A 22,939-nucleotide genomic window follows, 5' to 3' on the forward strand; every position below is an offset into this window, starting at 1 on the left:
TCATACTGTGCTAATTCCCAATTTTTGAACTTAACAATGGAGGCTTAGCCTCCATTGTTTTTATATTTGTAAGTGTGCTGGAGGGCTCCATGGCTGTAGCTGCCAATAAACGTTCTGTGATGACTCTATTTTCAAGTGCATCTGATATGTATAGCCATCAGGTACGTATTGTTCTAGCAGAGAAAGGTGTAAGTGTTGAAGTAGAACTTGTAGATGAAGCAAATCTACCTGCAGAGCTTATTGAACTTAACCCGTACAAGACAGTACCAACGTTAGTAGACCGTGAACTAGCGCTTTACGATTCAAAGATCATTATGGAATACCTAGATGAGCGATTCCCTCATCCACCATTGATGCCGGTGTACCCAGTAGCTCGTGGTAATAGTCGTCTAATGATCTTCCGTATTGAGAAAAACTGGTACACGCTTGCTGAGAAAATCGTAAAAGGCAACGCAGAAGAAGCAGAAGCAGCACGTAACAAACTACGTAATGACCTGCTAACTCTAGGCCCTGTTTTTGCTGAGTACGAATACTTCATGAGTGAAGAGTTCAGCCTGATCGACTGTTACTTAGCACCGTTACTATGGCGTCTACCTCAACTTGGTATCGAGTTAGTAGGCCCTGGTTCTAAAGAACTAAAAGTTTACATGAACCGCGTGTTTGAGCGTGATTCATTCCTAGCTTCTCTAACTGAAGCTGAACGTGAAATGCGTCTAGCTCGTTAATTGGCGAGAAGATGGATATTGCTAATATGACACCACGCCGACCATACATGCTCCGTGCATTTTATGATTGGCTGGTGGATAACGATTTAACTCCACACTTGGTCGTGGCGGCAGAGTTACCTGGTGTTCGCGTACCTTTGGAGTTTGTTCAAGACGGTCAAATTATCCTTAATATTGCTCCAAGAGCGGTGGGTAATTTAGAGCTCGGAAACGAGGCGATTACATTTAATGCTCGCTTTAGTGGTCGCCCTCACTCGGTGATTGTTCCTTTGTATGCCGTACAAGCTATCTACGCACGTGAAAACGGCGCTGGTACGATGTTTGAGCCTGAAGAGGCTTACATGGCTGAGTACGAGGAAGAAAGCATTGAAGAGGTGACTGATGAACCTCAACCATTGTCAGTAGCAACAGAAGTAGAACCAGAACCGGAAACTGCAGATGTTGGTGTTGATGAGGATGAGCCGCCAAGGCCAAAAGGTCGACCAAGTCTTAGAGTCGTTAAGTAATAAAAAAGCAGCGCCGAGCGCTGCTTTTTTTGTGCCTGCAGATGGTTTAGCTTCCTTGATGGAATGCTTTTACCACCTGTTTTACACCAGATATGTTACGTGCAACATCGGTCGCGATGTTGGCGTGCTCATCCGATACATATCCAAGAAGGAAGACTTCTTTATCTTCGGTGATGACCTTGATTTTGGTTCCACTCAACTCAGAGTTGGCGATTAAAGCCGATTTAACCTTAGTGGTAATCCAACTATCATGGCTGATCTCACCAACAGAGAGTGGTGCTTTAACGCGCAGTTGGTTGTAAATGTTCTCGACACCTTTTATGTCACGCGCACGGCTTTCAATTTCGCGCTTTAGCTGTTCGGTATTCGCTTGCCCCATTAGGACAACGTTACCATTGTAAGAGCTCGCAGTAATACGTGCGTTGCCTCTAAAAGGCGCTTTGTTACCGATACCTGCAATTTCAAACTCAATGTTGTTGTCGTTCCAGATTTCTTGCGTTGTTCTTGGATCTATCACAATACTTGCAGTTGTTGCTGCCCCGGCGACAAATAAACCAGCACAGCCGGTAATACTCAGGGCAAACAATGACAGCAATAGTCCTTTAAATATTTTCATAACTTACTCTTCGTGAGCTGGGAACAGTACTTGGTCGATAAGATCGCACAAGCAGTGTAGGGTCACCATATGAACTTCGTGAATTCTTGCCGTTCTGTGAGATGGGATACGGATCTCAACGTCATTCTCACCTAACAAACCCGCCATCTCGCCACCGTCTTTACCCGTTAAGGCAATAATGGTCATATCTCGAGTTACCGCAGCTTCCATCGCTTTGATGATGTTTTTACTGTTACCACTGGTTGAGATAGCAAGTAAGATATCACCCGTTTGACCAAAAGCGCGTACCTGTTTGGAGAATATTTCTTCGTAGTGGTAGTCATTCGCCACTGCGGTTAAGGTGGTGTTATCCGCAGTCAGAGCCATAGCAGGTAAACTTGGTCGCTCGGTTTCAAAACGGTTGAGAAGACAAGAAACAAACTGTTGTGCGTTTGAAGAAGAACCACCGTTGCCGCAGCAAAGAATTTTGTTGCCGTTGAGTAGGCTCGCTACCATAGCTTGCGCTGCGTGAGTAATGGCGTCAGGAAGCGCTTCGGCTGCTGCGATTTGAATTTGAATACTTTCAGTAAAGCTGTCTTTAATGCTGTCTAGCATCGATTATCCTTGAGTAATTGCGTTTTTTATCCACTCGATTTGCTCGCCTTGCTGATGGATAGCCACTAAGTCAAAGCGAAAATCGGTTGAATAGACAGATAAGCCATTTTTGCTCAGCCACAGTGTTGCTGTTTTGATGAGCTTTTTCATTTTGCTAGCGGTGACTGTTTCCGCTGCATGGCCATAAGCTTGGCTTTTACGGTAGCGAACTTCAACGAAAACAATCGTCTCGCCATCTTTCATAATCAGGTCGAGTTCGCCTCCTTTGATAAGGAAGTTTCTCTCAATTGGCGATAAGCCGCAACTGATAAGATGCTTTTCAGCTGCAGCTTCGTAATGTTGTCCTTGCGCGCGCTTACTGAGTAGCACTATGCTCCGCCCAGCTTATTTCACGTTGGACAATACAATCATCATTGATGCTTAATACGCCCGTGTTGCCATCAACGGTATAGTCATGCACAACTTTCATTTGTGGCAGGTGCTCCATTAAGCGGTATGCATCCATTCCTAGTGCTTGAAGGCGTTTTTCTGCGTTGGAATCTTTTGGCCAAAGTTGATCCATTTGAGCTTTCAATGCTGCATCAGGCTGAATCAATAACGGGATATCGCTATACATTACACCAGAGAGATCTTCGTATTGCTGACGGCCGCTATTACTACGCGAATTAGAGTAGAGTTTAGGTGGAGTCGTATCTGGGTTAATTGCCACTTCGATAAAAGGCTTTATCAAAGTTAATTCCGAGCCACTTGCAACGATATATACCGCATCGATATCACGGCGGCTGCGCGGTTGACTCTCTAGAGGGATATTAAGCAGGGATTCCATTTGAGCGATATGCTGCTGGCTACTTTGCAGACCAAACACTTTGTTAATATCGCGTTGTAGCTGACGTTTATCACCAAAGAGATTGATGGCAACTTTGTTGTCGCTATATTTTTGCCATTCTTGCTCAAATGCTTCAACGACTCTTGAGCCTAAACGACCTTGAGGTGCAAGAATGAGTGGATATTGATAGCCTTGTTTTGCAAGGTGCTTAGCTGCTTGTGCCACTTCTTGTTCTGGTGATAAGGCCAAATAGCAGGTGTTGTTACCAGCTTCAACTTCATCAGGAATGTTAAGTGCCAGCGTCGGTAGCGGGTTGGTGAAACTAGCTTGTGCTTGCTGTAGCTTTTCAATGTTGTCCTTGAGTAGTGGCCCAACAACTGAATCAATCTGCTTCTCAACCAAAGTTGCTTCAAGCTCTTCGATAGAAGTAGCGTTGGTGTCAATCACCGTCAGCGTTGCGTTTTCATCCCGCTCTCCGTCGTTCATCATTTCAAGGATAAATCCGTCGCGGATCAACTGAGCTTGCTTGGAAAATTTGCCAGAGAGTGGCAGTAGCAAGGCAGTGTTTACTGGTTTAGTGATTTTGAGCGCGAGAATATCAGTCACTGCTTGCGGTGTGTAGGTAGCGCCAGGGTGAGTTGGGTTGTCTAGCAGCCATTGTTCAAGGCCAGATTTTAGCTGTGGTAGATTGTTCGCCAAAGTCTTAGTTAGACCCGTTAATTCAAGCCAACCGGAGATTACCGGGTCAGACTCTTGGCGCTTCAGGGTTTCGATTTGCGAAGCGGAGTACTGAGTAAGGTTGTTCCAAATTCCTTGTGCAACAAAAGCTTGCTCACTTTCTGGAAGATATTGGCTACTCAACGAGAGCTCGCGTGTCGCGTTGAAGAAGTCACCCTGCTTGGTAAACAGTGAGGAGCGCAACTGGTGGTAGTTAAGCCATTGATCTTCGCCTAGCTGCCATGATGGTTTAAAGTTAAGTATTTGTAACGCTTCCGCATGGTTCCCTTGAGTGACTAGCAGTTCAGCACGGGCGAGTTGCCACTCAGCCTGTTGCATGTCGTTTAAAGACTGGCGAGCCAAACGCTTGATTAAAAGTTCAGATTGAACAAGGTCACCTGAGTCAATAGAGGCTTTAAGTGCCATGATTAGCCAATCATTTTGCAAGCTCCCCTGACTGCTGTCTGCGCGCATTAGATAGGTTTGCACCGATTGATTGGGATCTAAGGTAATATCGACACTTCGCGGCGTCTTAGGAGCAGAAGAACACGCTGCCAATGTGACAGCAAGTGCTACAGGAGTCAGTAAGCGTGTTACACTTAGACGCTTGTGGTTATTCATGGCCATGAGTTCTTTATTAATTCCGTATAAGATTGTGTCTATATTAATCGTTGAAGTGATGGTAAACAAATGACAGATAACAAAACCTTACCAACTGAGGTTCCAACTCTCTATATCGTGCCTACGCCGATTGGTAATTTAGGCGATATAACTCAACGAGCGATTGAAGTTTTATCCAATGTAGACCTCGTTGCTGCTGAAGATACTCGTCATACTGGTAAACTATTGTCTCACTTCAGTATTCAAACTAAAACTTTTGCCCTTCATGATCATAATGAACAGCAAAAAGCGCAAGTGTTAGTCGATAAATTGTTAGCTGGACACTCGATCGCATTAGTTTCTGATGCAGGTACACCTTTAATTAGTGATCCAGGTTACCATCTTGTGACTCAATGTCGTCAGGCGGGAGTAAAAGTTGTCCCTTTACCTGGTGCTTGTGCAGTTATCACCGCATTAAGTGCGTCAGGTTTACCTTCTGATCGTTTTAGCTTTGAAGGTTTTTTACCCGCTAAGAGTAAGGGCCGTAAGGACAAGTTCCTTGAAATCGCAAAAGTTGAGCGTACTTGTGTGTTCTATGAGTCTCCACACCGTATTTTAGACTCACTCGACGACATGCTTGAAATCTTAGGCCCAGACAGAGAAGTGGTATTAGCGCGAGAGCTGACTAAAACCTTCGAAACTATCCAAGGTATGCCGCTAGGTGAACTGGTTGAATGGGTCAAAGCGGACTCTAATCAGCAACGAGGTGAAATGGCGCTGCTGATTCATGGCTACCGCGCATCAGAAGATGACTCAATCCCTGAAGAAGTTAAGCGCACGGTGACCATTTTGACCAAAGAGTTGCCATTAAAGAAAGCGGCAGCGATGGCGGCAGAAATTTACAACCTAAAAAAGAATGCGCTGTATAAGTGGGGATTGGAGAACTTGGGATAAGATTCGAGAAATTAGAGTCGAGAATCGAGAAGATGTGTTCTCGGCTCTAATATCTACTTCTCGACTCTCGAAGGACGAAGTCCGTTCCAGATTCTCGTAGGGCGAAGCCCGATCCCGCTTTCCATAGCGCTAGCGTTCTCGTCTACTTTCTGACCACTTAACCTTCCGTTTGCAGCAAATCTGTGATCTCGCTAGACACTGCTCTCTGAACTCTATACAATCCGCCCTCGGAGTCGACTGGGTAGTCGCTGCTTTGTTGATGTCCTTCGGGAGACTGACGTTGAGGTCCTTTTAGGAGACTGACGTTGACGTCCTTCGGGAGACTGACAAAGGGGAGGAAAGTCCGGGCTTCATAGAGCAAGGTGCCAGGTAACGCCTGGGGGGCGCAAGCCCACGACAAGTGCAGCAGAGAGAAGACCGCCGATGGCCCGTAAGGGAACAGGTAAGGGTGAAAGGGTGCGGTAAGAGCGCACCGGACGACTAGCAATAGTTCGTAGCAGGGTAAACTCCACCTGAAGCAAGACCAAATAGGCCTCCACATTGCGTTGCTCGCGTAAGGAGGCGGGTAGGTTGCTCGAGCCAGTGAGTGATTGCTGGCCTAGACGAATGGCTACCGCCGCGCAAGCGGAACAGAACCCGGCTTATGTGTCGGCTCCACCTATTCGAGACCCATCGTAACTTTGTTATGATGGGTTTTTTGCTTTTTATTGACCAAATTTATTTTCTAACTATTAAACTTAGCGCAAAATCACGTGTTCTCACTCGCTAGTGGTGGCGATAAGCCATTAAATCAGTACACTGGAGAATCTGAATTCGTCAATGCGTCAGCCACATGAGATAACTATGACCGAAGCATTTAAACACATATCTGTACTCCTTCATGAATCGATCGATGGTTTAGCAATAAAACCAGACGGTATTTACATTGACGGTACATTCGGTCGCGGTGGTCACAGCCGTACAATTCTCTCAAAGCTCGGTGAAAACGGTCGCCTATACAGTATTGATCGCGACCCACAAGCTATCGCCGAAGCGAACAAGATTGACGATCCGCGTTTTACTATTATTCATGGTCCATTTTCGGGTATGGCTGAATATGCCGTTGAGTACGATCTGGTCGGTAAAGTTGATGGTGTATTGCTTGATCTTGGTGTGTCGTCACCCCAGTTGGACGACGCAGAGCGTGGCTTTAGTTTTATGAAAGACGGGCCGCTAGATATGCGTATGGACCCGACCTCAGGCATTCCAGTTTCTCAATGGCTATTGGAAGCTGACCTTGATGACATTACTTGGGTGATTCGTGAGTTTGGTGAAGATAAACATGCTCGCCGCATTGCTAAAGCGATTGTTGCTTACCGTGAAAACGAAGAGAACGAACCGTTAACTCGCACAGGTCAACTGGCTAAACTAATTTCTGAAGCTGCACCAAAGAGCTTTAAAGAGAAGAAACACCCAGCAACTCGTGCATTCCAAGCGTTCCGAATCTACATCAATAGTGAGTTAGAAGAGATTGATACGGCACTTAAAGGTGCAGCAAGTATATTGGCTCCTCAAGGTCGCCTATCAGTAATTAGCTTCCACTCGTTAGAAGATCGTATGGTTAAGCGCTTTATTCGCAAAGAGAGTAAAGGGCCTGAGGTACCTCATGGTATTCCTATGACGGAAGACCAAATTAAAGCGTTAGGCAGTGCCAACCTGAAACCTGTAGGCAAAGCGATCAAACCTTCTAAACAAGAAGTGGAAGTGAATGCTCGCTCACGTAGTTCAGTGCTTCGCTTGGCTGAAAAGCTATAAACCATGAGTAAGCCTGCTCCTAATCTCGCAAAACTGATAGCACTCGATCTTTTGAGTGTTGGTCGAGTGCCACTGATTTTATTGGTACTGATTTTTAGTAGCGCGATGGGGGTGGTTTTTACTACCCATCACACTCGTCAGGCAATTACCGAAAAGGATCAGGCACTGGTTGAGCGTGAAAGATTGGACAATGAGTGGCGTAATCTGCTTATCGAAGAAACAGCCTTAGCGGAGCATAGCCGCGTACAAGCTGTTGCTAAGAAGGAGCTAGAAATGAAGCGCCCAGATTCAGACAAAGAAGTCATTATCAACCTTCCATGAGCAAAAAAGTTAAACCTGTCGAGTCTAAAACCGAGCAGCCGCCAGCGACGTTAATCCGTTGGCGCTTCTACTTGGTGCTATTTTTCGTATTCTGTGCTTTCGCGGCGCTTGCTGGCCGTATTGCTTACATCCAAATAGTTGAACCAGACAACTTAATCAAGCAGGGTGATCTGCGCTCAATCCGAGCAAAGACACTCCATTCGGCACGAGGCATCATTTCAGATCGTAATGGCGAGCCTTTGGCAGTAAGTGTTCCGGTTGAAGCCGTTTGGGCTGATCCGGTTGCCATTTTTAAAGCTGGCGGGTTAGTAGATGTCGACCGCTGGCATGCTCTCGCAGATGTTCTTGGTCTAAAGCGCCAAGGCTTAATCGACAAAATAAACCGTAACAAGAGCAAGCGATTTATCTATCTGCAGCGTCAAGTAAGCCCTGCTATGGCGCACTACATTCGTGAGTTAAAGCTATCCGGCGTAGGTCTGAAAGCCGAATCGAGACGCTACTATCCAGCAGGTGAAGTTAGTGCTCACTTAGTTGGTGTGACAGGGATTGATGGCCATGGCCTTGAAGGCGTTGAGCGCAGTTACGATAAGTGGCTCACGGGAGAAGCGGGTAAGCGAATTATACGTAAAGATCGCTATGGTCGCGTAGTGGAGAACATCTCTCTTGAAGAGCGTGAAGAAGGCAAGCCGTTAGAGCTGACCATTGATCAGCGTATTCAGGCGATTGCTTACCGCGCGATAAAGCAAGCGGTCGCTGACTATCGAGCGACGTCTGGCTCTGCGGTAATTCTTGATGTAAAAACAGGTGCAGTGTTGGCGATGGTCAATGCTCCTTCATATAACCCAAACAACCGCGCAGACCTTCAGTCAGCAAAAATGCGTAACCGAGTGATTACCGATGCATTTGAGCCGGGTTCAACGGTGAAACCTTTTGTTGTTTTAGCTGCGTTAGAAAATGGCGTTGCTGATGACGATACGGTGATTGATACCGGCAACGGTATTATGCAAATTGGCGGAAGCCGTGTACGTGACACGTCCAAAGTCGGCAAAGCTGACCTAACAACCATTTTAAAGAAGTCGAGTAACATTGGTGTGGCGAAACTCGCCTTAGAGATGCCGCTTGAAGCTTTGCTAGGTATGTATAGCTCTGTCGGCTTTGGTGAAGTTTCTGGTCTGAACTTGGTCGGTGAAACGCAAGGTATTTTCCCTAATCGTCGCCGCTGGTCGAAGTTTGAAATTGCGACACTGTCGTTCGGCTACGGGTTGACCATTACTCCTCTTCAGCTTGCTCACGCCTATGCGACGCTAGGTAACCTTGGTGAGTACCAGCCAATTCATATCATCGAAAACAATCAGCAAGATTTATCTAAGCAGGTCATTGATCACGACAATGCGCAAAAAGTCCTCAATATGCTTGAGACAGTGACTCAACCGGGTGGTACTGCGACTAAGGCTGCGGTACCTGGCTACCGCGTTGCGGCGAAAACAGGTACTTCACGTAAAGCAATTGCTGGTGGCTATGGTGACGAGTACTTCGCCTATACCGCAGGTGTCGCTCCAGCGAGTGACCCGAGGGTAGCGCTAGTGGTGGTAGTCAATGAACCACAAGGTGATAACTACTATGGTGGTTCAGTGGCAGGCCCTGTCTTTGCTGAAATTTTGAAGGGCACGTTGCAAATTCTCAACGTGGCCCCTGATGAGAATAGATTTAAACAAGATTAAGTGAGTTTACTATGTCGAAGGAGCTGACCTTAGCCATGTTACTTTCTCCGTGGGTGGATATCTCTAACCGCCCAGAGGCAAGTGTGATTGTTCAGAGCCTAGAACTTGATAGCCGAAATGTCTCGCAAGGTTCAACCTTTGTGGCGGTAAAAGGGCATGCAGTCGATGGACGACGTTTTATTCCAATCGCTATCGAGCAAGGCGCAAATGCAATTATTGCTGAGGCGTGTGAGTCTCACCCACATGGTCAGGTTGAACTGCAAGGTGATGTTCCTGTGATCTATCTTGGCAACTTAGGGCAGGATTTATCTGCGCTTGCCAAGCGTCTGTATCCGTTGACTAACAATAAGCTCATTGGTGTCACTGGCACCAATGGTAAAACCACCATTACTCAGTTAATTGCTCAGTGGCTTGATCTTGTCGAGAAAAAAGCGGCAGTGATGGGAACCACAGGCAACGGTTTTCTTGCCGATCTTCAAGTGGCGAAAAACACCACAGGTAGCGCGATTGAGATTCTTCAAACCTTACATGCTTTGGAGCAACAAGGCGCTGACTATACCGCTTTAGAAGTCTCTTCCCATGGTTTGGTCCAAGGGCGTGTTAGAGCCGTGGAGTTTGAGGTTGGTGCTTTTTCCAACTTAAGCCGTGATCACTTAGATTATCACGGTACGATGGAAGAGTACGCAGAAGCTAAGTTCTCGCTATTTAGCCAACATATCTGCAATAAAGCGGTGATCAATATTGATGACCCGGTTGGGGCAGAGTGGTTCAATCGCCTAGATAACGCCATTGCTGTTACCCTAAAGCCGAGTGAGCACTCACGTGCAGTGTGGGCAGAGCAGGTGAGTTACTCTGAATCGGGCATTACCTTCGATTTTGCAGGCGTATTTGGCCCGGGTACGATTAGCGTCCCTTTAATTGGTGAATTCAATGCCAATAATGTCTTACTCGCTATGGTGACTTTGCTTTGTCTTGGTATTGATAAGCAAGATTTGATTGCAACGGCAAGTTCGCTAAAACCTGTAATTGGCCGTATGGAACTGTTTGCTGCCAAAGAAAAAGCCAAGGTTGTCGTTGACTACGCTCACACACCAGATGCACTAGAAAAAGCCCTGCAAGCACTCCGAGTTCACTGCCAAGGTAAGCTTTGGGCTATTTTTGGTTGTGGCGGTGATCGCGATACAGGTAAGCGTCCGATGATGGCGGGTATAGGTGAGCGCTTGGCGGATCATATCATTCTTACCGATGACAACCCTCGCAGTGAATCACCGCAACAGATCGTCCAAGATATGCTCGCAGGCATGGCCAATCCTGACAGCGCAATCGTACAGCACAGCCGTTTTGATGCGTTGAAACATGCTTTAGAGAATAGTCAGTCAGATGACATCATTTTACTTGCGGGTAAAGGTCATGAAGATTATCAAGTGATGGCTAATGAGACGGTTCACTACTCGGATCGTGAGTCAGCGCAGCAACTGTTGGAGAACAATGCATGATTTCTTTGATGTTAAGCCAGATTGCTGAATCGCTAGACGCTGAGCTGATCGGTAATGATTTAGTGATAAATTCAGTATCAACCGATACGCGCGCCATTGAAACTGGCGCGTTGTTTATTGCTTTAGTTGGCGAGCGATTTGATGCGCACGATTTTGCCGCTCAGGCCGTTGAGTCAGGAGCAGGAGCTCTATTGGTGAGCCGCATTGTTGAAGCTGATGTCCCTCAATTACTCGTTAAAGATACTAAGCTTGCTCTTGGTCAACTTGGTTCTCTGGTGCACCACACTTGCTCAACGCCTACCGTGGCTATTACGGGGAGCTGCGGTAAGACCACAGTAAAAGAAATGGTTGCCAGTATTATGGAGCAGAAAGGCCGCGTGTTATTCACGGCTGGAAACTTCAATAACGACATTGGTGTTCCGCTGACCTTGCTACGTTCAACGCCAGACGATGACTTTGCTGTGATTGAGATGGGGGCAAATCATATTGGTGAAATTGCCTACACCACTCAACTGGTTCAGCCTGATGTCGCACTGGTCAATAATGTCGCCGCTGCTCACCTTGAGGGCTTTGGCTCGATGGATGGAGTAAAGCAAGCCAAAGGTGAAATCTACCAAGGCTTAAAAGCGGGTTCTGTTGCGATTGTTAACCTTGATAGTCACGGTGGTGACTATTGGCAAGCTGTATTAGCAGACAAAACTATTAAGACTTTCTCGGTAAATGACGCTTCTGCGGACTACTTTGCCAGCAACATCTTACTCAATGAAATGGGTGAAGCGAAGTTTACGCTTGTGGCACCGATTGGCAGTGTTGAAGTTAAGTTGGGCATAATTGGTCAGCACAATGTATCGAATGCGCTATCTGCAACTGCACTAGCGTTAGAACTCGGTGCATCGCTTGAGCAGGTCAAGAGTGGATTGGCTCAACTCGGCAAAGTAAAAGGCCGTGTCGAGTTGGTTGAGTTAAGTGAGGCAGTCAAGCTTATCGATGACAGCTACAATGCCAGCGTACCTGCTATGAAAGCGGCTGCTGATCTCCTTTCTGGCTTTAGCGGAGAACGTTGGTTAATTTTGGGTAATATGGCCGAGTTAGGTGATGAAAGTCTTGCACTTCATCGTCAAGTCGGGGAACATGCTGCCCCATTCAAATTTGAACACGTGCTTACTTATGGTGCTGACGCAAAAGCGATCAGTGAAGAGTGTGGTGGGATTCATTTTGAAGATCACCAAAGCATGATTGATTATATAAAACAGCAGATTGAACAGAATCAACAAGCTCAAACACTGTTAGTCAAAGGGGCTAATAGTGCAGGAATGAGCAAAATTGCTACTGCTGTCAAGGAGATGTATACATGATTATTTGGCTTGCTGAGCTGCTACAGCCATATTTTTCATTCTTCCGATTATTCGAATACCTGTCGTTCCGTGCGATTGTCAGTGTGTTAACCGCACTCGGCATTTCACTCTGGATGGGCCCGATTATGATCAGACGTTTGCAACTGCTGCAAATTGGTCAGGTTGTGCGTAACGAAGGGCCAGAATCTCACTTTAGTAAACGTGGTACGCCGACCATGGGCGGTATCATGATTTTGACCGCCATCGTGACGACGGTACTGCTTTGGGCTGATTTGTCGAACCCTTATGTTTGGGCTGTGCTTGCGGTACTGCTTGGCTATGGGGCGATTGGTTTCGTTGATGATTATCGCAAAGTGGTGCGCAAGAATACCGATGGATTGATTGCCCGATGGAAGTACTTTTGGCAATCTGCGATTGCACTAGTGGTAGCCTTTGCTCTATACGCTCACGGTAAAGATACCGCAGCGACTCAGTTAGTGGTGCCTTTCTTTAAAGAAGTGATGCCTCAATTAGGACTGATGTACATCGTTCTTACCTATTTTGTTATCGTGGGTACCAGTAACGCAGTGAACTTAACCGATGGTCTCGACGGACTAGCGATTATGCCGACCGTGCTGGTTTCCGCTGGCTTCGCCGCTATTGCGTGGGCGACAGGTAATGTGAACTTTGCTAACTATCTGCATATCCCACACATTCCGCAAGCCTCTGAATTGGTGGTCGTTTGTACCGCAATTGTTGGCGCCGGATTAGGATTCTTATGGTTTAACACCTACCCAGCTCAAGTGTTTATGGGCGATGTGGGTTCACTAGCCTTAGGCGGTGCACTAGGTACTATAGCGGTGCTAGTTCGCCAAGAGTTTGTCTTGGTGATTATGGGCGGTGTTTTCGTTATGGAGACTCTGTCTGTGATTCTTCAGGTTGGTTCATACAAACTACGTGGTCAACGTATCTTCCGTATGGCTCCGATCCATCACCACTATGAGCTAAAAGGCTGGCCGGAACCACGAGTGATTGTACGTTTTTGGATCATCTCTATTGTTCTCGTTCTTATTGGTCTAGCGACTCTTAAAGTTCGATAAGGAAATCATACACAATGACCATTGACCGCTGGCAAGGTATTGAGAAAGTGGTGGTTGTAGGGCTCGGTATTACCGGGCTCTCTGTTGTTAAACACTTGCAAGAATTACCTAAAGCACTTGATATTCGCGTTATCGATACCCGAGACAATCCACCGGGCAGTGACGCTCTGCCTGAAGGTGTTGAACTGCACTCAGGGGGCTGGAATCAAGCGTGGTTGATGGCCGCAGATTTAGTCGTGACTAATCCAGGTATAGCGCTTGCGCTGCCAGAGATTGAGCAAGTCATTAATGCCAAGATTCCTGTCGTTGGTGATATCGAACTGTTTGCTTGGCAAGTCAACAAGCCAGTCATTGCGATTACTGGATCAAATGGTAAAAGCACTGTGACTGACTGGACTGGTCAAGTTGCTCAAGCGACAGGTTTAAAGGTTGGGGTTGGCGGCAACATTGGTGTGCCTGCTTTAGATTTGCTAAGGCAAGACGCTGACCTTTATGTATTGGAGCTTTCGAGCTTCCAACTTGAAACCACCTCGTCTCTCGCTCCGAAAGCGGCGGCTTTCCTTAATCTTTCCGAAGATCACATGGATCGCTACCAAGGGATGGAGGATTATCGTCAAGCTAAGCTGCGTATTTTCAATCATGCTAGCGCTTGTATTGTGAATGCTGATGACCGAGCTACCTACCCTGAACAGGCCAATAATTTAGTCGAGTTTAGTCTTAACCAAGCGACGCGCTTCTCGCTACTTGAACACGACAAGACAGAATATCTAGCCATTGATGGCAAGCCTATTTGTGCGAGCAGTGATCTTTCCTTAGTTGGTCGACATAACGTCGCCAATGCTTTAGTCGTTTTAGCTCTGCTGACCGAAGCGGGAGTCGATGTGGCGAAAGGGCTATCCGCACTTAAGTCTTACAACGGTTTGACACACAGATGCCAGGTTGTTGCCGATAATCAAGGTGTTAAGTGGGTCAATGATTCTAAGGCGACCAATGTTGCTAGCACTATGGCAGCGTTAGCAGGATTAGAGCTTGAAGGTAAACTCTACTTGCTGGTTGGTGGTGTCGGTAAAGGTGCTGATTTCTCAGAACTTGCCCCAATTTTGCAGTCGCTCAACGTACAGCTGTGCTGCTTTGGTGAAGATGCTGATCAGTTTATGCCGCTACATAGTAGTGCGAAACGTTTTGATACCATGCACGAAATCATCAAATGGGTTGCCACTCAAGTTTCATCCGGTGATATGGTGCTATTATCACCTGCTTGTGCGAGCTTTGATCAGTTTAATAACTTTATGGCTCGCGGCGATGCCTTTACCGAGCTTGTAAAAGCTTACGCTTAAATTCACCGAGATATATGCAGATTCAAAACGTCTTTGGCAGTATTAAACGTTGGGTGACTTCAGCTTCACCCGAGGCTTTGTATGACCGTCAATTGGTATGGATTTCATTAGGCCTAATGCTAACAGGCTTAGTGATGGTGACTTCTGCTTCTTTCCCAATTAGCTCACGCCTAACGGATCAACCGTTCCACTTTATGTTCCGCCACGCCATCTTTCTGGTTCTGGCATTGTCGACGTCTGCGGTAATTCTACAAGTGCCCACTAAGCGGTGGGCGCAATACAGCACTTGGTTGTTGCTGCTATCGATATTTCTGCTCTTCGTAGTGCTGGTGGCGGGTAAGTCAGTAAATGGGGCATCACGTTGGATACCCCTTGGCTTGTTTAACTTACAACCCGCTGAAGTGGCCAAGCTATCGCTGTTTATCTTTATGTCCGGTTATCTGGTACGTAAAAATGAAGAAGTGAGGTCGAGCTTTTTTGGTGGTTTTATTAAACCTATTATTGTTTTTGCCACCTTAGCCAGTTTACTGCTGTTACAACCAGACTTAGGTACAGTGGTCGTGATGTTGGTGACTCTATTCGGCATGCTGTTTATTGCTGGCGCTAAACTCACTCAGTTTCTGGCCTTGATGGTGGTGGGACTGCTCTCGGTTGCCACTCTGATTTACATCGAGCCTTATCGTATGCGCCGCGTCACCTCATTCCTCGACCCGTGGGAAGATCCGTTTGGCAGTGGCTACCAGCTAACCCAGTCGTTAATGGCGTTTGGTCGTGGTGAGTGGTTTGGTCAAGGTCTAGGTAACTCAATCCAAAAACTAGAGTACCTTCCTGAAGCACATACTGACTTTGTATTCGCTGTTTTAGCCGAAGAGTTGGGCTATGTGGGTGTGGTTTTAGTCTTGATGCTGATTTTTAGCTTGGTGCTGAAAGCGATATTTATTGGTCGCAAAGCTTTTGACAACAATCAGTTGTTTGGCGGTTACTTGGCATTCGGTATAGGTATTTGGTTCGCTTTTCAAACCTTAGTGAATGTTGGCGCTGCGGCAGGTATGGTGCCAACCAAAGGTTTAACACTACCACTGATCAGTTATGGTGGTTCGAGTTTGATCATTATGTCAGTCGCTGTATCGATATTGCTGCGCATTGATTATGAATGCCGTTTAGCTAGCGCAGAAACACAACAAAACACAGATAACGATGAAAAAGAATAAACGATTAATGGTGATGGCTGGTGGAACTGGCGGTCACGTATTCCCAGGCCTTGCCGTTGCTAAACAACTTCAATCTCAAGGGTGGGAGATCCGCTGGTTAGGCACCGCAGATAGAATGGAAGCCGACCTAGTGCCCAAACATGGCATTGAGATCGACTTTATCAAGGTAAAAGGTCTACGAGGTCAAGGTATTGCTCGCTTGATTAAAGCACCCTTTCAGATCCTAAATGCAATTATGCAAGCTCGGGCGCATATGAAGCGTTGGCAGCCAGATGCTGTGCTAGGAATGGGCGGCTACGTCAGCGGGCCTGGTGGAATTGCTGCTTGGCTACTGGGTATTCCTGTAGTGTTACATGAGCAGAATGCCGTCGCGGGTTTAACTAACCAGTGGTTGTCTAAGATAGCTAAAAAGGTTTTTCAAGCTTTCCCAGGCGCATTTCCTAAAGCAGAGGTTGTTGGTAACCCAGTGAGGGAAGATGTGGTTGCGATTAGCGAGCCTGAGCAACGCATGGCTGAGCGTGATGGCAAAGTACGTATTCTAGTCATGGGGGGGAGCCAAGGCGCGCAAATACTTAACCGCACCTTACCTGATGTAATGGCTAAGCTAGGCGATGAATTTGAGATTCGCCACCAAGCAGGTAAGAACAACCGCGATGAAGTGACCCAGGCATATCAAACAAATAATGTACAAAATGCACAAGTAACCGAGTTTATTGACGATGTCGCCAAGGCGTATGACTGGGCAGATTTACTGGTTTGCCGCTCTGGGGCGTTAACGGTATCGGAGGTCTCTGCTGCCGGGGTAGGAGCAATCTTTATCCCATTTATGCATAAAGACCGACAACAAGCTTTAAATGCTGACCACTTGGTAGAATGTGGCGCAGCAAAAATGATTGAGCAGCCTGAACTGACGGTTGACAAGCTGGTGTCAGAGATTGAGGCACTAGATCGAAGCAAACTAATGGCTATGGCGAGCGAGGCTCGTAGGGCTGCTAAGTTAGATGCAGATAAAGTGGTGGCTGAAGCCATTGTTGCACTGACGAAACAACGAGAAGATTCATGACAATTCAACATACTCAAGATTTAGCTCAAATTCGCGCTATGGTGCCAGAGATGCGCCGCGTGAAATGTATTCACTTTATCGGCATTGGTGGTGCAGGGATGAGTGGCATTGCAGAAGTGCTGCTTAACGAAGGCTACCAAATCTCAGGTTCAGATATTGCTGAAAACCCGGTGACAGAGCGTTTAACGCAAAAAGGTGCCACCGTCTATATCGGCCATGCAGAAGAGAACGTTGCTAAAGCAAGCGTTGTTGTCGTCTCAACAGCGATAAACGAAGAGAACCCAGAGATTATTGCCGCGCGAGCAGCGCGTATTCCGGTGGTTCGCCGTGCGGAGATGTTGGCAGAGCTGATGCGATTCCGCCACGGTATTGCAGTGGCGGGTACACATGGTAAAACAACTACTACAGCGCTAGTCACGCAGATCTACTCTGAAGCAGGCCTTGATCCAACTTTTGTTAACGGTGGTTTGGTTAAGAGTGCGGGTACTAATGCGCGCTTAGGTTCTAGCCGTATATTGATTGCGGAAGCAGACGAGAGCGATGCATCCTTCTTACACCTTCAACCTATGGTGAGCATCGTAACTAATATCGAAGCGGATCATATGGACACCTATGGTGGGGATTTCGAGACCTTAAAGCAAACTTTCATCGATTTCTTACATAATCTGCCATTTTACGGTCAAGCGATTGTTTGTATTGACGATCCTGTTGTACGAGAATTAGTGCCGAAGATCAGTCGCCAAGTGATTACCTATGGTTTCTCGGAAGACGCGGATGTTCGCATTGATAATTACCGTCAAGAAGGTCAGCAAGGTAAGTTCACGGTAATCCGTCAAGGCAAAGCTGACCTCGATATTACGCTCAATATTCCAGGTCGCCATAATGCCTTGAATGCTTCAGCTGCTATTGCGGTTGCAACGGAAGACGACATTGCCGACGAAGCGATCTTGAATGCGATGGCTGGCACACAAGGCACAGGCCGTCGATTCGATCATCTGGGCGAGTTTGACACTGGTAATGGTCAGGCGATGTTGGTTGATGACTATGGGCACCACCCAACAGAAGTCGATGTGACTATTCAAGCTGCACGCAATGGTTGGAAAGAGAAGCGTCTAGTGATGATCTTCCAACCTCACCGCTATAGCCGAACACGTGATCTCTATGATGATTTCGCTAATGTCCTAGAACAAGTTGATGTTTTGATCATGCTGGATGTTTACTCTGCGGGTGAAAAACCAATTGCAGGCGCGGATGGTCGAGCGCTATGTCGCACAATTCGCAGTCGCGGTAAGCTTGACCCAATTTTTGTCCCAGAAAGCAAGGCGTTACCTTCAGTTCTCGCCAATGTTTTACAAGATGGTGACTTAGTACTAACTCAGGGCGCGGGTGATGTCGGTAAAGTGGCTAAACAGCTTGCTGCTTTTGAGTTAAATATCGATAAGATGACACAGGCCTAGTTTAAAACATCGAATTTTGGGTATTTGCGTCACTTATTGCATTTTAAGTAGCGATTTATCACTTTCAGTGTTTGATACTTTCTAGGACCCCAGTATAATCCGAAGGTTAAAGTAAGTGCTTTTGCCTCTATTATACGAATTGGGATAGGGAAAGAATAAGCGAGCTAATGGCAAGGACTATGGACTTTGATTAAAAGTGCTTTTAATGAAGGCCGTCGTTTAACCGCTATGCCACTGGTAAAAGAACATGCCTTCGGTGGCAGTTTTTTGCTGGTGGTCTTGTTGTTAATTGGCTCTCTCCTCTACTCAACGATTACTTGGATGTGGGACGACCAGCGTCTACCCCTTTCAAAAATCGTGCTTCAGGGCGAATTACACTATGTATCTGCTTTAGATGTTCAACGAGCTTTTGCTCGGCTTGAGCATGTCGGTACATTCATGTCTCAGGATGTGGATGTGTTGCAGAACATGGCGGAGTCGATACCTTGGGTTTCTCATGCCTCTATTCGTAAGCAGTGGCCAGACACGGTTAAAGTTTTTCTGACAGAGCACCATGCAGAGGCGATCTGGAATGGTAATGCTTTGCTCAATGATTACGGTCAGATTTTTGATGGTGATATTGGCAAATTGGAAGAAGAGCGGGTCAAGCTATACGGGCCACAAGGCACCAGTGAAGAAGTTCTTCAGGTATGGCGAGACATAAGCCCGAGATTTGAAGCACTTAACCTAATGATCACATCATTAGTTTTAAATGATCGTCGAGCTTGGCAAATCATCCTCGATAATGGAATTCGTTTAGAGCTAGGTAAAGAGTCGTTAGAAGAGCGAATAGAGCGCTTTATCTCGCTTTATAAGAATTTGGGTAGTGATACTCAGCGAGTGAGCTACATAGACCTCAGGTATGATACGGGAGCATCAATAGGATGGTTCCCAGAACAAGAGTTAGCACAAGAGACTACAGATGACTAAGACCGCTGATGACAACATTATTGTTGGTCTTGATATAGGCACTGCTACCGTATCGGCTCTCGTAGGCGAAGTATTGCCTGATGGTCAAATTAACATTATTGGCGCAGGCAGTAGTCCGTCTCGCGGGATGGATAAGGGCGGCGTTAACGACCTTGAATCGGTGGTAAAATCGGTTCAGCGTGCCGTTGACCAAGCTGAATTGATGGCCGAGTGCCAAATTAGCAATGTTTTTATTTCGCTTTCAGGGCGCCACATTGCGAGCCGTATTGAAAAAGGCATGGGAACTATCTCTGATGAAGAGGTTTCTCAGGAAGATATGGATCGTGCAATTCATACGGCAAAATCGATCAAAATTGGTGACGAACAGCGCATTCTGCATGTAATTCCTCAAGAATTTACGATTGATTACCAAGAAGGGATTAAAAATCCGCTAGGTTTATCAGGAGTGCGCATGGAAGTCAGCGTACACCTAATTTCTTGTCACAATGATATGGCAAGAAACATTATTAAGGCGGTTGAGCGCTGCGGGCTTAAAGTTGAACACCTTGTTTATTCCGGTTTAGCAGCAAGTAATGCTGTGATTACCGAAGATGAGCGTGAGCTCGGTGTATGTGTGGTAGATATTGGTGCCGGTACTATGGATGTTTCCATTTGGACTGGCGGCGCACTACGTCATACTGAAGTGTTCTCTTATGCCGGTAACGCAGTGACAAGCGATATCGCTTTTGCTTTCGGTACACCAGTGAGTGATGCGGAAGAGATAAAAGTAAAATATGGCTGTGCTCTTAGTGAGCTAGTCAGTAAAGATGACACGGTTAACGTTCCAAGCGTTGGCGGGCGCCCATCACGCAGTTTGCAAAGACAGACACTGTCTGAAGTGATTGAGCCTCGTTATACTGAGCTTATGGGGCTGGTTAATCAAACCATCGATACAGTTCAAGAAAAGCTGCGCGAAGAAGGGATTAAACATCACCTAGCAGCAGGTGTGGTGCTCACTGGTGGAGCGGCACAGATAGAAGGACTGGTCGAGTGTGCGGAACGTGTATTCCGCAACCAAGTCAGAGTCGGCAAACCTCTAGAGGTAAGCGGCTTAACGGATTATGTAAAAGAGCCGTATCATTCTACGGCAGTTGGTTTACTTCATTATGCAAGAGACAGTCAAATTAACGACGATACTGAGTACAACGAGCCAGCGCGTTCGTCAGTAACGGGGTTGTTTGGTCGTTTGCGTAATTGGATACAAAAAGAGTTTTAACCTGAGCGGCAGGAAAAACGGAGATAACACATGTTTGAACCGATGATGGAAATGTCTGACGACGCAGTTATTAAGGTCGTTGGGGTTGGTGGCGGTGGCGGTAACGCCGTTGAACACATGGTACGTGAATCCATCGAAGGTGTTGAGTTCATTAGTATTAATACTGATGCTCAGGCGCTTCGTAAAACCAGTGTGAATAGTGTTATTCAGATTGGTGGTGATATGACCAAAGGTCTTGGTGCTGGTGCGAATCCTCAAGTAGGACGTGACGCAGCTCTCGAAGATCGCGATCGCATTAAAGAAGAGCTAAACGGTGCCGATATGGTATTTATCGCAGCTGGTATGGGCGGTGGTACTGGTACAGGCGCAGCTCCTGTTATTGCAGAAGTGGCAAAAGAGTTAGGTATCCTAACGGTTGCAGTAGTAACTAAGCCATTTAGCTTCGAAGGCAAAAAGCGTTTAGCTTTTGCTGAGCAAGGTATCGAAGAGCTTTCTAAGCACGTGGACTCGTTAATTACGATTCCTAACGAGAAGCTTCTTAAGGTACTTGGCCGTGGTATTACACTACTTGAAGCCTTTGCTAGCGCGAACGATGTATTAAAGAATGCAGTACAAGGTATTGCGGAACTGATTACTCGTCCAGGCATGATTAACGTCGACTTTGCTGACGTAAGAACAGTGATGTCAGAAATGGGTCATGCCATGATGGGTAGCGGTGTTGCTAAAGGCGAAGATCGCGCTGAAGAAGCGGCAGAAATGGCAATTTCTAGCCCACTTCTAGAAGACATCGATCTTGCTGGAGCACGCGGTGTGTTGGTCAACATCACGGCAGGTCTAGACATGCGTCTAGATGAGTTCGAGACCGTAGGTAACACAGTTAAAGCGTTTGCTTCAGATAATGCAACCGTTGTAATCGGTACTTCGTTAGATCCTGATATGGCTGATGAAATCCGTGTGACAGTTGTTGCTACTGGTATTGGCAACGAGAAGAAACCTGATATTACTTTAGTTGCGGGTGGCAAAGCGAAAGTCGCTCCTGTTGCTCAACCGCAGACTCAACCACAAACAGCGCCTGCTCAGCAGACTGTCAATAAAGTGGAAGAAAAAGCGGCACCAACTTTGCAGGAAAAACCTCAGGTAACTCCTCAGCCAACGACATCAACACCGTCTGGTTCGGGTGCGGGTCAAAGTGCAGCAGCGCCTAAGGCAGATAAAGAAAGCGGCTATCTTGATATCCCTGCGTTCTTACGTCGTCAAGCTGACTAAAATAACTACAATTTGACACTGTTCAATTTTGTGGTAGCATGCACGGTCAATGTCACAATTGACCGTGATTTGTAGCACTTTTACTGAGGCAAAGTAGATGATCAGACAACGTACTCTGAAAGAAATAGTGAAAACAACTGGTGTGGGGCTCCACTCTGGTCGTAAAGTCACGCTTACTCTGCGCCCTGCTGCTGCAAATACTGGCATCGTTTATCGCCGTACCGATGTGAATCCTCCAGTTGATTTTCCTGCGGATCCTGCTTCTGTTCGCGATACTATGCTATGTACAGCACTGGTTAATGACGAAGGTGTACGTATCTCTACTGTTGAGCACTTAAACGCAGCTCTAGCGGGAATGGGGATCGATAACATCGTCGTAGAAGTTGACGCACCAGAAATTCCAATCATGGATGGCAGCGCTAGCCCATTCGTATTCTTGCTTCAGCAAGCAGGCATCGAAGAGCAAAATGCACCAAAACGCTTTATTCGAATCAAAAAGCCAGTGCGCTTTGAAGATGACGATAAATGGGCAGAATTTGTGCCATTCGACGGCTTCCGTATGGATTTCGAAATTGAATTCAACCACCCAGCGATTGAATCTGATGAACAGCATCTACTGTTTGATTTCTCATCGCAAGGTTTTGTTAAAGACATCTCTCGTGCACGTACTTTCGGCTTCATGCGCGATATTGAGTACTTACAGTCACAAAACCTATGTTTAGGTGGTAGCTTCGATTGTGCAATCGTACTAGATGAATACCGTATTCTTAACGAAGAAGGCCTGCGCTTTGACAATGAGTTTGTTACTCACAAAGTGTTGGATGCAATCGGTGACCTTTACATGTGTGGCCACCCAATCATTGGTGAATTCCGTGCATTTAAATCAGGTCACGGCTTGAACAACCAATTACTTCGCTCAGTGCTTGCAGACCAAGAAGCATGGGAATGGGTAACCTTCGAAGAAGAAGCAACCTCTCCAGTTGCATTTGCAGAACCAAACATGGTTATGGCATAACAAAATTGATTAAAAAAGCCAGGCGAAAGTCTGGCTTTTTTGTTTTCTGGTCTTTCCTAAAT

Annotated in this window: 21 protein-coding genes and 1 other RNA gene; 18 read left to right on the forward strand and 4 right to left on the reverse strand. The window is 46.5% G+C overall.

The features are described from left to right. Positions 1-89: 89 nt before the first annotated feature. Both sspA and sspB read left to right on the forward strand, forming a co-directional pair. The gene (gene sspA, locus AC6R00_RS18590) at positions 90-725 is read left to right on the forward strand and encodes a stringent starvation protein SspA (protein ID WP_004744968.1); all 636 of its coding nucleotides are present in this window, start codon (positions 90-92) and stop codon (positions 723-725) included. An 11-nt stretch (positions 726-736) separates the two neighbouring features. Beyond that, positions 737-1,231, forward strand: coding sequence for a ClpXP protease specificity-enhancing factor (gene sspB / locus AC6R00_RS18595; RefSeq protein ID WP_500641516.1), 495 nt, complete (start codon positions 737-739; stop codon positions 1,229-1,231). A 46-nt stretch (positions 1,232-1,277) separates the two neighbouring features. Here sspB and AC6R00_RS18600 read toward each other — a convergent pair whose 3' ends face one another. From AC6R00_RS18600 to AC6R00_RS18615, 4 genes are read right to left on the reverse strand one after another with little or no spacing between them, the layout of a single operon-like run. Beyond that, positions 1,278-1,847 carry a BON domain-containing protein gene (locus AC6R00_RS18600; protein WP_500641517.1) on the reverse strand — a complete coding sequence of 190 codons (570 nt, stop codon included), beginning with the start codon at positions 1,845-1,847 and terminating at the stop codon, positions 1,278-1,280. A 3-nt stretch (positions 1,848-1,850) separates the two neighbouring features. Continuing rightward, entirely contained in the window at positions 1,851-2,441 is a 591-nt protein-coding gene (locus tag AC6R00_RS18605) for a phosphoheptose isomerase (protein ID WP_004744965.1), read from the reverse strand. Between the two features lie 3 nt (positions 2,442-2,444). Next, the gene (locus tag AC6R00_RS18610; RefSeq protein ID WP_500642208.1) at positions 2,445-2,813 is read right to left on the reverse strand and encodes a YraN family protein; all 369 of its coding nucleotides are present in this window, start codon (positions 2,811-2,813) and stop codon (positions 2,445-2,447) included. Next, entirely contained in the window at positions 2,797-4,611 is a 1,815-nt protein-coding gene (locus AC6R00_RS18615) for a penicillin-binding protein activator (protein WP_500641518.1), read from the reverse strand. Before AC6R00_RS18615 ends, AC6R00_RS18610 begins: the two co-directional genes overlap by 17 nt. Positions 4,612-4,674: 63 nt before the next feature. Here AC6R00_RS18615 and rsmI point away from each other — a divergent pair, with 63 nt between their 5' ends. The 16 genes from rsmI to lpxC all read left to right on the forward strand — a co-directional run bounded on the left by rsmI (position 4,675) and on the right by lpxC (position 22,877). After that, entirely contained in the window at positions 4,675-5,538 is an 864-nt protein-coding gene (gene rsmI, locus AC6R00_RS18620; protein WP_500641519.1) for a 16S rRNA (cytidine(1402)-2'-O)-methyltransferase, read from the forward strand. A gap of 229 nt (positions 5,539-5,767) precedes the next feature. Then, positions 5,768-6,198: RNase P RNA component class A (rnpB, locus tag AC6R00_RS18625), an RNA gene on the forward strand. Between the two features lie 183 nt (positions 6,199-6,381). Then, positions 6,382-7,332, forward strand: a complete 951-nt coding sequence (gene rsmH, locus AC6R00_RS18630) for a 16S rRNA (cytosine(1402)-N(4))-methyltransferase RsmH (RefSeq protein ID WP_004744961.1) — start codon at positions 6,382-6,384, stop codon at positions 7,330-7,332. Between the two features lie 3 nt (positions 7,333-7,335). Further along, positions 7,336-7,653, forward strand: a complete 318-nt coding sequence (ftsL, locus tag AC6R00_RS18635; RefSeq protein ID WP_004744960.1) for a cell division protein FtsL — start codon at positions 7,336-7,338, stop codon at positions 7,651-7,653. Then, on the forward strand, positions 7,650-9,374 hold the full coding sequence (locus AC6R00_RS18640) for a peptidoglycan glycosyltransferase FtsI (RefSeq protein WP_004744959.1): 1,725 nt from the start codon (positions 7,650-7,652) through the stop codon (positions 9,372-9,374). Before ftsL ends, AC6R00_RS18640 begins: the two co-directional genes overlap by 4 nt. Positions 9,375-9,385: 11 nt before the next feature. After that, positions 9,386-10,870, forward strand: a complete 1,485-nt coding sequence (murE, locus tag AC6R00_RS18645) for a UDP-N-acetylmuramoyl-L-alanyl-D-glutamate--2,6-diaminopimelate ligase (protein ID WP_500641520.1) — start codon at positions 9,386-9,388, stop codon at positions 10,868-10,870. Then, positions 10,867-12,225, forward strand: coding sequence for a UDP-N-acetylmuramoyl-tripeptide--D-alanyl-D-alanine ligase (locus tag AC6R00_RS18650; RefSeq protein WP_500641521.1), 1,359 nt, complete (start codon positions 10,867-10,869; stop codon positions 12,223-12,225). Before murE ends, AC6R00_RS18650 begins: the two co-directional genes overlap by 4 nt. After that, positions 12,222-13,304: a phospho-N-acetylmuramoyl-pentapeptide-transferase gene (gene mraY, locus AC6R00_RS18655; protein ID WP_069667126.1), complete on the forward strand. Its 1,083-nt coding sequence runs from the start codon at positions 12,222-12,224 to the stop codon at positions 13,302-13,304. The genes AC6R00_RS18650 and mraY overlap by 4 nt, the downstream gene beginning before the upstream one ends. A 14-nt stretch (positions 13,305-13,318) precedes the next feature. Next, positions 13,319-14,641: a UDP-N-acetylmuramoyl-L-alanine--D-glutamate ligase gene (gene murD, locus AC6R00_RS18660; protein ID WP_500641522.1), complete on the forward strand. Its 1,323-nt coding sequence runs from the start codon at positions 13,319-13,321 to the stop codon at positions 14,639-14,641. A gap of 14 nt (positions 14,642-14,655) precedes the next feature. Continuing rightward, a complete protein-coding gene (ftsW, locus tag AC6R00_RS18665) occupies positions 14,656-15,852 on the forward strand; it encodes a cell division protein FtsW (protein WP_171381843.1) in 1,197 nt (398 codons plus the stop codon). Next, entirely contained in the window at positions 15,839-16,915 is a 1,077-nt protein-coding gene (gene murG, locus AC6R00_RS18670) for an undecaprenyldiphospho-muramoylpentapeptide beta-N-acetylglucosaminyltransferase (RefSeq protein WP_500641523.1), read from the forward strand. The genes ftsW and murG overlap by 14 nt, the downstream gene beginning before the upstream one ends. Continuing rightward, on the forward strand, positions 16,912-18,372 hold the full coding sequence (gene murC, locus AC6R00_RS18675; RefSeq protein ID WP_500641524.1) for a UDP-N-acetylmuramate--L-alanine ligase: 1,461 nt from the start codon (positions 16,912-16,914) through the stop codon (positions 18,370-18,372). The genes murG and murC overlap by 4 nt, the downstream gene beginning before the upstream one ends. A 186-nt stretch (positions 18,373-18,558) precedes the next feature. Then, complete coding sequence (locus AC6R00_RS18680) at positions 18,559-19,341, forward strand: cell division protein FtsQ/DivIB (protein ID WP_494505395.1); 783 nt, start codon at positions 18,559-18,561, stop codon at positions 19,339-19,341. Next, the gene (ftsA, locus tag AC6R00_RS18685; RefSeq protein ID WP_069667120.1) at positions 19,334-20,596 is read left to right on the forward strand and encodes a cell division protein FtsA; all 1,263 of its coding nucleotides are present in this window, start codon (positions 19,334-19,336) and stop codon (positions 20,594-20,596) included. Before AC6R00_RS18680 ends, ftsA begins: the two co-directional genes overlap by 8 nt. A gap of 30 nt (positions 20,597-20,626) precedes the next feature. Further along, positions 20,627-21,862 (forward strand): cell division protein FtsZ, encoded by a 1,236-nt coding sequence (ftsZ, locus tag AC6R00_RS18690; protein WP_004744949.1) that lies wholly within the window; start codon positions 20,627-20,629, stop codon positions 21,860-21,862. A 97-nt stretch (positions 21,863-21,959) separates the two neighbouring features. Then, the gene (lpxC, locus tag AC6R00_RS18695) at positions 21,960-22,877 is read left to right on the forward strand and encodes a UDP-3-O-acyl-N-acetylglucosamine deacetylase (protein WP_500641525.1); all 918 of its coding nucleotides are present in this window, start codon (positions 21,960-21,962) and stop codon (positions 22,875-22,877) included. Positions 22,878-22,939: the final 62 nt, after the last annotated feature.

It is taken from the genome of Vibrio sp. R10-SF1-ISO8 (assembly GCF_059833805.1).